Below are 13205 nucleotides of genomic sequence, written 5' to 3' on the forward strand. Positions count from 1 at the left end.
AACGACGTGTCGTCGATCAAGGACCGGCAGCGCGCGGCCGCGCGAGCCCGGCTCGAGAAGGAGATGGCCGAGCGCGCCGCCTCCGCGCGTAAGCGGCGGCAACGCCAGGCGATCATCGGCTCGGCCATCGCGGTCGTGGTGATCGCGGGCGCCGCCGTGTGGCTCGTCAGCGCGCTGAAGAAGGACGACAAGAAGTCGACCACCGCCTCCACGCCCGCCGGCACCGTGGCCTGCTCCTGGACCCCGCAGGACGCGGCCACCGGCGGCCCGGGCGTCAAGGACACCGGCGGCACCCCGCCGGCCAACGTGCCCAACACCGGCAAGGAGACGCTGACGCTGGAGACCGGCCTCGGCACGATCACCGCCGACGTCGACAAGTCGAAGGCGCCGTGCACCAGCGCCGCGTTCGACTACCTGGCGGGCAAGAAGTTCTGGGACAACACCAAGTGCCACCGCCTCACCACCGAGGGCATCAAGGTGCTCCAGTGCGGCGACCCGACCGCGACCGGCAAGGGTTACCGCGAGACCGACGGTCAGGGCGGCCCCAACTTCCAGTACGCCGAGGAGAACCTCCCGGCCGGGAAGAACCCGACCTACCCCAAGGGCACCATCGCGATGGCCCGCACCCAGACGCCGGGCACCACGGGCAGCCAGTTCTTCGTCGCGTACGAGGACATCTCGGCAGATTCGCTTCCCGCGGAGTACACCGTGCTCGGCACCATCACCAAGGGCATGGACATCGTGGAGAAGGTCGGCAAGGCCGGCACCGACAACTCCAACGCCCAGGGCGACGGCCACCCCAAGCTCGAGGTCGACATCAAGACCTTGACCATGACCCCGGCCTGACCTGAACGACGAAATCCCCTGCACGCCCGCGATCCGAGCGGGCGCGCAGGGGATTTTCGCATGTGCGCTAGTTCCAGGCGCCCGAGGACAACGGCAGCGCCGGCTGCTCACGCCGCGCATGCCCGCGCAGAGCGCAGGTGTGCCGCCGCCTCATGAAGCTGCGGCCGATGGAAACCAGCCGGAGCCTCGGGCCAACACGATGAAGCTGCGGCCGGTAGGACACCAGCCGAAGCCTCGGCCGACACGATGAGGCTCCGGCCGGTAGGACACCAGCCGGAGCCTCGATGATCGGTCAGGCGCCCGAAGTCACCCGGTAGGCGTCGAAAACGCCGTCGACCTTGCGGACCGCGGCGACCAGGTGCCCCAGATGCTTCGGGTCGGCCATCTCGAACGTGAACCGGCTGACCGCCACCCGGTCCCGGGTCGTGGTCACCGTCGCGGACAGGATGTTGACCCGCTCCTCGGAGAGCACCCGCGTCACGTCGGCCAGCAGCTTGTGCCGGTCGAGCGCCTCCACCTGGATGGCGACCAGGAACGTCGACGCGGACGTCGGCTTCCAGCTCACCTCGACCACCCGCTCCTCCTGCTCGCGCAGGTCCTGAGCGTTGGCGCAGTCCTCCCGGTGCACGCTGACGCCACCGGAACGGGTGACGAAGCCGAACACCGCGTCGCCCGGCACGGGCGTGCAGCAGCGGGCCAGTTTCACCCAGACGTCGGAGACGCCCTTCACCACCACGCCCGGGTCCTGCGCGGTGCTGCGGTTGCGCGGCGGGCGGGTCGCGACGGCGGTCTCGGCGATGTCCTCGACCGCGCCCTCCTCGCCACCGAAGCCGGCGACGAGCTTGGCGACCACGGACTGCGCGGAGACGGTGCTCTCGCCCACCGCGGCGTAGAGCGAGGTGACGTCGGGCAGGTGCAGGTCGCGCGCGATCGTCGTGAGGTTCTCACTGGTCAGCATGCGCTGCAGGGGCAGGCCCTGCTTGCGCATCGCCTTGACGATCGCGTCCTTCCCGTCCTCGATCGCCTCCTCGCGGCGCTCCTTGTTGAAGAACTGCCTGATCTTCGTACGGGCGCGGGGGCTCTTGACGAAGCCGAGCCAGTCCTGCGTCGGGCCGGCGGTGCTGGACTTGGACGTGAAGATCTCGATCACGTCGCCGTTGGAGAGCGTCGACTCCAGCGGCACCAGCTTGCCGTTGACCCGGGCGCCGATGCACTTGTGCCCGACCTCGGTGTGCACCGCGTACGCGAAGTCGACGGGCGTGGAGCCCGTGGGCAGCGGGATCACGTCGCCCTTCGGCGTGAAGACATACACCTCCTGGCTGGAGAGGTCGAAGCGCAACGCGTCCAGGAACTCGGACGGGTCGCTCGCCTCCCGCTGCCAGTCGAGCAGCTGCCGCAGCCAGGTCATCTCGTCGATGTGGGCCGGCGGGCCGACGATCGTCGCGCCCTTCTGCTCCTTGTACTTCCAGTGGGCGGCGATGCCGAACTCGGCCGTGCGGTGCATCGCGAACGTCCGGATCTGCATCTCGACGGGCTTGCCGGTCGGGCCGATCACCGTCGTGTGCAGCGACTGGTACATGTTGAACTTCGGCATCGCGATGTAGTCCTTGAACCGGCCCGGAACGGGCTGCCAGTTCGCGTGGATCACGCCGAGCGCCGCATAGCAGTCGCGGACCGTGTCGACCAGGATGCGGACGCCGACCAGGTCGTAGATGTCGTTGAAGTCCCGCCCCCGCACGATCATCTTCTGGTAGATCGAGTAGAGGTGCTTCGGGCGGCCGGTGGTCTCGGCCTTGATCTTCGCCGACTTCAGGTCGAGGCTCACCCGGTTCGTCACCTGGCGCAGCAGCGCCTCGCGCTGCGGCTGGTGCTCCCCGATCAGGCGGTTGATCTCCTCGAACCGCTTCGGGAAGAGGGTGCCGAAGGCCAGATCCTCCAGCTCCCACTTGATCGTGTTCATACCCAGCCGGTGGGCCAGCGGGGCCAGGATCTCCAGCGTCTCCTTCGCCTTCTGCTCCTGCTTGGCGCGGGGCAGGAAGGTGAGGGTGCGCATGTTGTGCAGCCGGTCGGCCAGCTTGATGACCAGGACGCGCGGATCCTTGGCCATCGCGACGACCATCTTGCGGATCGTCTCGGCCTTCGCCGCGTCGCCGAGTTTCACCCGGTCGAGCTTGGTCACGCCGTCGACCAGCAGCGCCACCTCGGCGCCGAAGTCGTTGCGCATCTGCTCGAGACCGTAGTCGGTGTCCTCGATCGTGTCGTGCAGCAGCGCGGCCACCAGCGTCGTGGTGTCCATCCCGAGGTTGGCCAGGATCGTCGCGACCGCGAGCGGGTGCGTGATGTAGGGGTCGCCGGACTTCCGGTACTGCCCGGAGTGCCAGCGCGCGGCGACGTCGAACGCCTTCTGCAGCTGGCGGACGTCACCCTTGGGGTGACTCGCCCGGTGGGTGGCGATCAGCGGCTCGAGCACCTCGCTGACCTGGGTGCTCTGCCAGGGCGCGTTGAACCGGGCCAGGCGGGCGCGAACCCGCCGCCCGGTGGGCGCGCTGGCGAAGCCGAACCCGCTGGTCTCTCCCGTCGAGGGTGGCTGTGCGATCTCCAGCTCGCCGGAGGCCGCCGGAGTGACCCCGTCGACCGGAGCCGTCTCGTCAACACGGCCCTGGTCATCGGGCGTGACCTCGCCCGTGCCGGTCCGCGGGTCCTGGGTCGGTTGCACCGTGCCCTCCGCCGGAGGGACGACGTCGCTGGACACCGGCCTCCTCATCGCCTTCGCCGATTACCCCGCCGGTGCCTGTTGCCCGCCGAAGTTGATTTCTCCCAGGGGTGGCCCTCTGGAACGACCATCCTACCCGCACCGCCATCGCGAATGCCCCGGCCGAACCAGCGGATTCAGCGAGACCGAACGGGCGAAGATCAGCGAATCCCGGTCAAACGGTCAGGAGAGCGTGCACCGAGCGAGGGGCGAGCTTCGCCCGTCCGTCGAGGAAGCCCAGCTCCAGCAGCACGGAGAAGCCGGAGACCGTGCCGCCGGCGCGTTCCACCAGCTCCATGGCGGCGGCTGCCGTCCCGCCGGTGGCTAGCACGTCGTCGGCCACCAGAACGCGCTGTCCCGCGATGAACGCGTCCTCGTGCACCTCGAGGGTGGCCTCGCCGTATTCCAGCGCGTACGAGGCGGACAGCGCCTTGCGCGGCAGCTTGCCCGCCTTGCGGATCGGCACCAGGCCCTTGCCGGTCGCGTAGGCGATCGCCGCAGCCAGCACGAACCCGCGCGCCTCCACGCCGGCCACCACGTCGAACGAGTCACTCCCGTGGTGGGTGACGATCCCGTCGATCACCCGGCGGAACACCTCACCGTCGGCGAACAGCGGCATCAGGTCCTTGAAGACCACGCCCGGCTTCGGGAAGTCCGGCACGTCGACGCTCGCGCCGGCCACCAGAGCGGCCAACTCGGGGCCGCTGTCGCCGGTCACGGAGGATTTCTCGCTAGTCACGGCCGACAGCCTAAAGGCCCGCCCCCTGGGTACGGGTGACGGGCCTTCAGCTGCGTGGACGGATGCTTACCGCTTGGGGCCGCCGGGGCGGTTGGCGTTGCGGCGAGCGGCCGGGCGGGCACCCGGGCGCGGGGTCGTGCCGCCGGCCATCGCGGGGACGTCCGAAGCGGTCGCGTTCGCCGGGCGGGTCCGGTCGCGGACCACGTCGTCGGAGCCCTTGGACCGGCGGGCCAGCACCCGGGCGTTGTGCGCCTTGATCTTCGGCTCCTGGTCCTTCAGGGCGCTCAGCACGGGCGCCGCGAACAGGATCGAGGAGAGCACGCCGAAGCCCATGCCGACGAAGAGCACCAGGCCGAGGTCCTTCAGCGTGCCGGCCCCGAGCAGGCCGGCGCCGATGAAGAGCAGGCCACCGACCGGCAGCAGGGCCACCAGACCGGTGTTCAGCGAGCGCATCAGGGTCTGGTTCACGGCCAGGTTGGTCGCCTCGGCGTAGGTGCGGGTGCTGCCCGCGGTGATCCCGCGGGTGTTCTCCTGCACCTTGTCGAAGACCACGACCACGTCGTACAGCGAATAACCGAGGATCGTCAGGAAGCCGATCACCGTGGAGGGCGTGACCTCGAAGCCGACCAGTGAGTACACCCCGGCGGTCATCACCAGGTCGAACAGCAGCGAGGCGAGTGCGGCCACCGCCATCCGCACCTCGAACCGGATGATCAGGTACGCCACCACGAGCACCAGGAAGACGATCAGGCCGATCACGGCCTGCCGGGTGACCTGGCCGCCCCAGGCCGCCGAGACCTGGTCGTCACTGATCTTGCTCGCGTCGACCCCGAGGTCGTTGACGATGGCCGCCTTGGCTTCCTTCGCCTCGTCCGTCGAGAGCGCCGAGGCGCGCACCGTGAAGCTGGCGTCCTTGCCGTCGCCCACCTTCTGGGTGGTGGTGATCGCGGCTTCCGGGGCCGCCTGCTTGACGGCCTTCTCGACCGCGCTGGAGACCTCGTCCTGGGTCAGCGTCTTGGTGCCGGCCGCGGCCGGGACGCTGAACGAGGTGCCGCCGGCGAACTCGATGCCGAGCTCGAAGCCGCGGATCAGGAAGCTGCCGATCGAGATCAGCACCAACGCGGCCGCGATGGTGAACCACATCTTCCGGCGGCCCACGATGTTGATGTTGGCGTCGCCCGCGTAGAGGCGGGACGCGAGACCGGCACTGGCCATCTCAGGCCTCCTTCACACGCGAGGAGACGGACTCCTCGGTCGGGTTGCGGCGCAGGACACGGCCGAGACCGCTGACCCGCGGCGACATGAACGCCTTCGTGTTGGCGAACATGGTCATGATCGGGTGCCGGAAGAGGAACACCACGATGAGGTCGAGCACCGTCGCGAGACCCATCGCGAACGCGAATCCCTGCACCGCGCCGATCGACACGATGTAGAGCACCACCGCACACATGATGGTGATCGTGTTCGCCGAGATGATCGTCCGGCGGGCCCGGTGCCACGCCCGTGGCACGGCGCTGCGTGGTGTCCGGCCCTCGTGGATCTCGTCCTTGAGCCGCTCGAAGTAGATGACGAACGAGTCCGCCGCCACACCGAGCGACACGATGAACCCTGCGATACCCGCCAGGGTGAGGGTGTAACCGATGGTGCGGCCGAGGAAGACCAGCGCGCCGAAGGTGAGCAGACCGGAGAGCAGCAGGCTCAGGAAGATGACCGAGCCGAGCAGGCGGTAGTAGAAGAACGCGTAGATCGCCACGAGCGCCATGCCGATCGCCGCGGCGATCAGGCCGGCCTCGAGCTGCTGCAGGCCGAGGGTCGCGGAGATGGTCTGCGCCGGGCCGGCCTCGAAGGTGACCGGGATCGCGCCGAACTTCAGCTGGTCCGCCAGCTGCTTCGCGGAGTCGACGGTGAAGCTGCCGGTGATCTGCGACGAGCCGGTCAGCACCGCCTGGATCTGCGGCGCGGACAGGATCTCCTTGTCCAGGACGACAGCGACCGCGCAGTGCTCGGCGGAGCCGTAGAGGGCCTGGACGGCGGTGTAGCACGGGTCGCTGGAGGTCGCGTTGAACGCCACCCGGGTCAGGTCGGCCCACTTCTTCTGGCCGTCGCCGGTGAAGTCGAGGGAGACGACCCACTGACCGTTCGTCTGGTCGAGCTGCGGGCTGGCGCTGGAGATGTCGGTGCCGACCACCTTCGCCTGGTCCAGCAGGACCTTGGCCTGGCCGCTGTAGCAGGCCACGACCTGCGAGTTCGCGTCGTCGATCGAGCCGTTCGGCCGCTTGTCGAGCTGGTCGCAGCTGATCGTCGGAACGTTGAACTGCATCTGCGGGGTGAGCGCGGCCACCTCGGCCGGGGAGAGCGCGTTGAACGCCTTGTAGGCCAGACCGGCCTTGGGGTCGCTGCTCAGGTCGACCGGGGCGGTCAGCTTCTCGGCCTGCGCCCAGAGCGCCGCGCCGACCTTCTTCGCGACCGCCGCGCGCTGCTCCTGCACGCTCGCCGGAACCGGGGCGGCCGACGCCGAGGCGCTCGGGGTGGCCGCCGGGGCAGCCGCGGAGGCCGCCGGGCTCGGGTTCGCCGACGGGGTGGCGCTCGGCACCGCCTCGCCACCACCCTGGCCGCCGGTGCCGGCGGACGGGCCGGTGGTGATCGACGGGGCGCTGGCGCCGGCCGACGGCTTCGCGGCGCCGGACGGTGCGGCCGACGGGGCCACGCCGCTCGCCGCCACACTGGGCGACGGCGAGGCCGGGTTCAGCGCGCTCGCCGAGACGTCCGGGGTCGTGCCGGTCAGCAGCCGGAACCGCATGTTCGCGGCCTGCGCCAGGTCCTTGAGCTGGTCGTCGGCCTTACCTGCCAGGGAGACCACGATCGTGTTCTTGCCCTGGACCACGACCTCGGCCTCGGAGACGCCGAGCGCGTTGACGCGGTTCTCGATGATCGTCCGGGCCTGCTCCATCGACTCCGTCGTCGGCGTCCCGCCGGCCTGGCTCGCGATGTAGGTGGCCTGCGTGCCACCCCTGAGGTCGAGACCGAGCTTGGGCTGCAGGCGGTCGGTGAAACTGCCCTTGGCGTCACCGGCGAAGAAGACCAGGAGATACAGGACGACGAAGATCAGGCCGAGCACGCCGAGTTGGCGTCCAGGATGCATCTGTCCCTGTGGTGGTCGTGCCACGGCGTTAGGTCTCCCTGCGTTCGGCCGCGCGACCCGCGCGGCGCTGTCGATCGGTGGCCGGCCGTCGGCTTCTCGGACGGCGGCCGGAACGGACCGGGCCCGCCGGCAGGGCAGCCGAGGGCCGGTCCGGGTGGAACTTGTCAGTCCTGCTTGCGGACGTCGACGACCGGGTTCGGCGTCTCGTCGACGACCGTCTCCGTGCTGGTGGCGGGCTCGTCGACGGTGTCGGCGACCGGCTCCTCGGCGCGGGTGACCACCCGTGCGATGGCCGGGCGGGCGAAGCGGACCTGCACCGCCGGCGCGATCTCCAGGAGCACCACGTCGTCCTCGATCGCCACCACGGTGCCGTGCAGGCCGCCGATGGTGACGATCTCGTCGCCGGGGCCGAGCTTGTTCTGCAGCTCCATCGCCTCCCGGCGCCGCTTCTGCTGCGGCCGCATCACCAGGAAATACATCACGCCGATGATGAGGATGAAGGGCAGGAACAGGCTCAGCGGGTTACCCCCGCCGGCGGACTCGGCCACGCTAAACACGAAAAGAAGCCTTCCGTAGGCCCCCGCGCCCTCTTCGAAGATCGGGCCGGGGCGTCAAAACATCCGGGTTGAAGCGGGGGCGAGTCTAATCGGTCAACCTGGAGACTACGAATGCGGCACACGTCACGTTCACATCACGAGGGATATTTATGTATCTCGTGCGAACAGGTCCCCCTGAAACACCCCGGACCTGCCGTCTTGTGGCGGCGTCCGGCCGAGGTGTGCCCAACCGGCCTCGGTGGCGACCCGGCCCCGCGGGGTCCGGGCGAGCAACCCGGCCCGCACCAGGAACGGCTCACACACCTCCTCGACGGTGTCGGCCTGCTCACCGACCGCGACGGCAAGCGTGGAGAGGCCGACCGGACCACCCTTGAACGACTCGATCAGCGCGCGCAGCACGGCACGGTCCAGCCGGTCCAGGCCGAGCGCGTCGACGTCGTACACCTGAAGGGCGGCCTTGGCGATCTCGACGGTGACGACGCCGTCGCCGCGCACCTCGGCATAGTCCCGGACCCGGCGCAGCAGACGGTTCGCGATACGCGGCGTGCCGCGCGACCGGCCGGCGATCTCGGCGGCGCCCTCCGGCGTGATCGGCACCCCGAGAATGCGCGCGGAGCGGTGCAGCAGCGCGTCGAGATCGGCCGGTGAGTAGAAGTCCAGATGCGCGACGAAACCGAACCGGTCACGCATCGGCCCGGTCAGCAGCCCGGCCCTGGTCGTCGCGCCGATCAGCGTGAACGGCTCCACGTCGAGCGGGATCGCGGTGGCGCCCGGCCCCTTGCCGACCACCACGTCGACCCGGAAGTCCTCCATCGCGCTGTAGAGCAGCTCCTCGGCCGGCTTCGCGATCCGGTGGATCTCGTCGATGAAGAGCACGTCGCCCTCGGCGAGACCGGTCAGGATCGCGGCCAGATCCCCGGAGCGCTCGATCACCGGGCCACTCGTCGTACGGATCCCGGTGCCCAGCTCGGCGGCCACGATGTTGGCCAGCGTGGTCTTGCCCAGCCCGGGCGGCCCGGAGAGCAGAATGTGATCGGGCGGCGTGCCGCGGCCCATCGACGCCTTCAGCAGCAGCTCGAGCTGGTCACGGACCCGGTGCTGCGCGATGAAGTCGGACAGCCGCCGTGGCCGGACACTGGCCTCGGCATCGAGCTCGGTGTCCTCGGCCAGCGGCGAGACCAGGTCGTCTCCCTCGGAGGAGCTCATCGGGTCTTGCCCAGCAGCCGGATCGCCTGGCGCAGCAGCACCGGAACCGGCGGCACCTCACCGTCGATCGTCTCGCCGATCGCGGCGACCGCCTGATCGGCCTGGGTCGCGCTCCAGCCGAGCGCGAGCACACCCTGCCGCACCTGCTCCTGCCACGCCCCGGCCAGCATGCTCGTGCCCGAGCCGTCGCCGAAGCCGACCGGGCCGATCTTGCCCTTCAGCTCGACGATCATCTTCTCGGCGCCGCGCTTGCCGATGCCCGGCACCTGCGTCAGCGCCGCGATGTCGCCGCCGCCGATGGCCCGGCGCACGGCATCGGGCTGATGCACCGCGAGCACCGCCTGGGCGATCCGCGGGCCGACCCCGTTCGCGGTCAGCAGCACCTCGAAGAGCTGCCGCTCGTCGTCGTCGGCGAAACCGTAGAGGGTGAGCGAGTCCTCCCGGACGATCAGCGTGGTCGCCAGCCGCGCCTCGGCACCGTTGCGCAGCGAGGCCAGCGTGTTCGGCGCGCAGAACACGCGCATGCCGACACCCCCGACCTCGACGACGGCACTGTCCGGAAGGATCGCGGTGACGACACCGCGCACGCTGGCGATCATCGGCTGCTCCTGCGGGCGGCGGCGATCGCCGCGGCTTGGATCCTGGCCCGGGTGCCCCCGCGCCAGATGTGACAGATGGCGATGGCGATGGCGTCCGCCGCGTCGGCCGGCTTCGGCGGCGCGTCCAGCCTCAGCAGACGGGTGACCATGGCGGTGACCTGTGCCTTGTCGGCCGTGCCGGAGCCGGTGACGGCCGCCTTCACCTCGCTCGGCGTGTACGTCTGCACGGGCAGGCCGGCGCGCGACCCAGCCAGGATCGCGACCGCGCTGGCCTGCGCGGTGCCCATCACGGTACGCGCGTTGTGCTGCGAGAACACCCGCTCCACCGCCACGCTCTCCGGCTTGTGGAGGGTGACCAGCTCGGCGAGGCTCCGGTCCAGGTGCAGCAGGCGCAGGGCGATGTCCTCGTCCGGCTCGCTGCGCACCACGTGGTAGTCGATCAGCGTTCCGGGACGGCCGGGCACGCCCTCGACCACACCGACGCCGCACCGGGTGAGACCCGGGTCGATGCCGAGCACGCGCACACGGCCTCCCCTCACGTACGTGTGTTCGACACCCTAGTACGGTCACCGCTTGCGCTCGCCGCCGACACGCTCCGACGATGGAGCGGGAGGTTCGCCATGTACCTCATACCGCCGATGGACGAGGATCCGCCACCGGAGTTCGTCGATGCCGTCGCCGCTCACGAGGCCGAGCTGCGACCCATGGCGCTGCGTCTGACCGGCGGCGACCCGATCGGTCATGAGATCTATCAGGAGTCGCTGATCGACCTGGCCGGGCACTGGCGCCGCCTGCGCCTCCGGGGTCGCCTCACACACTCCGACGCGCCCGGCATCTACCTGCGCAAACGCATCCTGGAACGGACCAAGGCGTGGCGCGACGACCAGGTCTACGAGGTCGAGGTCCGCGTGCTGCGCACGCCGGAGAGGCAACTGGTCCAGGTGGGCGGCCCGGCCGCCAGCATCGCTTTCCACAAGGCCGCTTTGATTGACAGTACGGCGCGAGCAGGCTTACTGACCCTCGCCGACGCGGCCGTCGCGTGGTGTCACGCGTGGCGCCGCGCCCAGCAGCACCACATCGCCCGCGTGATCGTCGGCGGCCTGCTCCTGATCGCCGCCATCATCCAGTCGATGTCCTGGCTCGCCGCGAGCGGCCTCTAGCCTGCGTCGCGTTTCTCCCGATACTCGGCCTCGAGCTCGGAAAGGCGGACAGTGCGCTCGCGAACGTAGGCGGGCGCGGCGGCACCCGAGAGCGCAAGGCGGTGAAGGTGCACCAAGGCGTCGTCGCGCGCCCGAGCGGGCGTCCGATCGACGATCCAGTACTCGGGGATGCCACGCTCCGCATACCACTGGGCTTTGTCGGTGTACTCACCATTCATCGAGTTCTCCGAAACAACCTCGGCGACCAGTTGGAAAGCCGAGCCAGGGAGATTCGCGTCTTCGGCCACCTCGGCAAGGTCACCGGTCAGCACGCCGACATCAGGAATGCGGTTGTCGCGTGGCCGATCGCCACGGACCCCGGTGTCCTGGAGTGCCTCCAAGCCGGCCACGCAGAGCATGTCCACCAGCCGCCGAGCCATCCACTTATGCCAGTAGATGGACGGCGTCATGATGACCAGATTTCCGCTGTGCAGTTCGTAGCGGTATCCCTCAGGAAGGGAAGCAAGATCATCGACGTCGAGGTCCTCGATGGGCGGGAGATTGATGCTCGGCATGCTGGCCAACACTCCCTCATCCTACTGGTCGCACGACAGGATGTCACTGGTCAACTGCCTGCTTGCTCACCTCCGCGAGATGCGCCCGCCGGCAACGGCACAAGTATCGCCCAGCGGCAATCGGATGGCCTCGGACACGCGAACGGGGCAGGTGCACAAGCACCAGCCCCGTCAAGAACCTCAGCTGTCACGCGTCGATGAGGGCCATTACCTCGTCGGAGACGTCGAAGTTGGCGTAGATGTTCTGAACGTCGTCGCAGTCCTCGAGCGCGTCGATCAGCTTGAACACCTTGCGGGCCGCGTCCTCGTCGACCTCGACCGTCATCGTCGGCACCAGGGACGACTCCGCCGAGTCGTAGTCGATGCCGGCGTCCTGCAGCGCGGTGCGGACCGCGACCAGGTCGGTCGGCTCGCTGACCACCTCGAACGACTCACCGAGGTCGTTGATCTCCTCGGCGCCGGCCTCCAGGACGGCGAGCATCACGTCGTCCTCGGTGAGCTCACCCTTGGGGACGATCACGACGCCCTTGCGGTTGAACAGGTAGGACACGCTTCCCGCGTCGGCGAACGTGCCGTTGTTGCGGGTCAGCCGGGTGCGCACCTCGGTGGCCGCGCGGTTCCGGTTGTCGGTGAGGCACTCGATCAGCAGGGCCACGCCGTTCGGGCCGTAGCCCTCATACATGATCGTCTGCCAGTCGGCGCCGCCCGCTTCGAGACCGGAGCCGCGCTTGACCGCGTTGTTGATGTTGTCGTTCGGAACCGACGACTTCTTCGCCTTCTGAATGGCGTCGTAGAGCGTGGGGTTACCGGCCGGGTCACCACCACCGGTCCGGGCCGCGACCTCGATGTTCTTGATCAGCTTGGCGAACATCTTGCCGCGCTTGGCGTCGACGACAGCCTTCTTGTGCTTGGTCGTCGCCCACTTGGAGTGGCCGGACATGCGTAACCTCCGTGTCTACCGTGCGGGTGCGGCCTGGCGGACCATCTCGACGAAGTACCGGTGGACGCGAAGGTCGCCGGTCAGCTCCGGGTGGAATGCCGTGGCGAGCAGGTTGCCCTGCCGAACGGCGACAATCCTACCGGCGTCGTCACCGGAAGCGACGCGGCCCAGCACCCGCACGTCGGGACCGACCTGCTCGACCCACGGAGCGCGGATGAAGACGGCGTGGAACTCGCCGCCCTCGATGCCCTCGATCCCCACCGGCGCCTCGAACGAGTCGACCTGCCGGCCGAAAGCGTTGCGCCGGACGGTCATCTCGATCCCCTGGAACGACTCCTGATCGGGACGCCCGTCCAGCACCGTGGTGGCCAGCATGATCATGCCGGCGCAGGAACCGTACACCGGCATGCCGTCCGCGATGCGCTTCCGAACCGGGTCGAGCAGACCGAAAGTGATCGCCAGGTTGCTCATCGTCGTGGACTCGCCGCCGGGGATCACCAGCGCCTCGACCTCCGCCAGTTCCTCGGGCCGGCGGACCGGCCGGGCCAGCACGTCCGACTCCGCCAGGGCGGACAGGTGTTCGCGCACGTCGCCCTGCAGGGCCAGCACTCCGATGTTCACACCTTCACTCTAGGACGCGCCGCGCCGGGTGCGATTCGGGCCGGGGAGACCTTCATGACGTACGTGCGAAGGCTCTTGACCTGGGTCGT

At 69.3% G+C, this 13205-nt stretch carries 13 protein-coding genes; 2 read left to right on the forward strand and 11 right to left on the reverse strand.

All coding sequences use genetic code 11. From position 1 onward, the window contains the following. Positions 1–6 precede the first annotated feature (6 nt). Complete coding sequence (locus tag Acy02nite_RS18640; protein WP_239174984.1) at positions 7–846, forward strand: peptidylprolyl isomerase; 840 nt, start codon at positions 7–9, stop codon at positions 844–846. 292 nt (positions 847–1138) lie between these two features. On the opposite strand, the gene Acy02nite_RS18645 is transcribed toward Acy02nite_RS18640, so the two are convergent. The 8 genes from Acy02nite_RS18645 to ruvC form a co-directional block, all read right to left on the reverse strand. Next, the gene (locus tag Acy02nite_RS18645) at positions 1139–3598 is read right to left on the reverse strand and encodes a RelA/SpoT family protein (protein WP_203742231.1); all 2460 of its coding nucleotides are present in this window, start codon (positions 3596–3598) and stop codon (positions 1139–1141) included. 175 nt (positions 3599–3773) lie between these two features. Beyond that, positions 3774–4337 (reverse strand): adenine phosphoribosyltransferase, encoded by a 564-nt coding sequence (locus tag Acy02nite_RS18650; RefSeq protein ID WP_203742233.1) that lies wholly within the window; start codon positions 4335–4337, stop codon positions 3774–3776. Positions 4338–4403: 66 nt separating this feature from the next. Beyond that, a complete protein-coding gene (gene secF / locus Acy02nite_RS18655; protein ID WP_203742235.1) occupies positions 4404–5552 on the reverse strand; it encodes a protein translocase subunit SecF in 1149 nt (382 codons plus the stop codon). Between the two features lies 1 nt (position 5553). After that, entirely contained in the window at positions 5554–7479 is a 1926-nt protein-coding gene (gene secD / locus Acy02nite_RS18660) for a protein translocase subunit SecD (RefSeq protein WP_203742236.1), read from the reverse strand. A 164-nt stretch (positions 7480–7643) separates the two neighbouring features. Next, positions 7644–8027, reverse strand: coding sequence for a preprotein translocase subunit YajC (gene yajC, locus Acy02nite_RS18665; RefSeq protein WP_239174985.1), 384 nt, complete (start codon positions 8025–8027; stop codon positions 7644–7646). 156 nt (positions 8028–8183) lie between these two features. Beyond that, positions 8184–9242 (reverse strand): Holliday junction branch migration DNA helicase RuvB, encoded by a 1059-nt coding sequence (ruvB, locus tag Acy02nite_RS18670; protein WP_203742240.1) that lies wholly within the window; start codon positions 9240–9242, stop codon positions 8184–8186. Next, the gene (gene ruvA, locus Acy02nite_RS18675) at positions 9239–9841 is read right to left on the reverse strand and encodes a Holliday junction branch migration protein RuvA (RefSeq protein WP_203742243.1); all 603 of its coding nucleotides are present in this window, start codon (positions 9839–9841) and stop codon (positions 9239–9241) included. Before ruvA ends, ruvB begins: the two co-directional genes overlap by 4 nt. Further along, a complete protein-coding gene (gene ruvC, locus Acy02nite_RS18680) occupies positions 9838–10365 on the reverse strand; it encodes a crossover junction endodeoxyribonuclease RuvC (RefSeq protein ID WP_203742245.1) in 528 nt (175 codons plus the stop codon). The genes ruvA and ruvC overlap by 4 nt, the downstream gene beginning before the upstream one ends. A 96-nt stretch (positions 10366–10461) precedes the next feature. Here ruvC and Acy02nite_RS18685 point away from each other — a divergent pair, with 96 nt between their 5' ends. Beyond that, positions 10462–11001: a hypothetical protein gene (locus Acy02nite_RS18685; RefSeq protein WP_203742246.1), complete on the forward strand. Its 540-nt coding sequence runs from the start codon at positions 10462–10464 to the stop codon at positions 10999–11001. Here Acy02nite_RS18685 and Acy02nite_RS18690 read toward each other — a convergent pair. The 3 genes from Acy02nite_RS18690 to pdxT form a co-directional block, all read right to left on the reverse strand. Next, a complete protein-coding gene (locus Acy02nite_RS18690) occupies positions 10998–11567 on the reverse strand; it encodes a Uma2 family endonuclease (protein ID WP_239174986.1) in 570 nt (189 codons plus the stop codon). The genes Acy02nite_RS18685 and Acy02nite_RS18690 overlap by 4 nt on opposite strands. A gap of 175 nt (positions 11568–11742) precedes the next feature. Then, positions 11743–12495, reverse strand: coding sequence for a YebC/PmpR family DNA-binding transcriptional regulator (locus Acy02nite_RS18695; protein ID WP_203742247.1), 753 nt, complete (start codon positions 12493–12495; stop codon positions 11743–11745). 15 nt (positions 12496–12510) lie between these two features. After that, on the reverse strand, positions 12511–13116 hold the full coding sequence (gene pdxT / locus Acy02nite_RS18700; RefSeq protein ID WP_203742248.1) for a pyridoxal 5'-phosphate synthase glutaminase subunit PdxT: 606 nt from the start codon (positions 13114–13116) through the stop codon (positions 12511–12513). Positions 13117–13205 lie beyond the last annotated feature (89 nt).

The organism is Actinoplanes cyaneus (assembly GCF_016862095.1).
Taxonomy (GTDB): Bacteria; Actinomycetota; Actinomycetes; order Mycobacteriales; family Micromonosporaceae; genus Actinoplanes; species Actinoplanes cyaneus.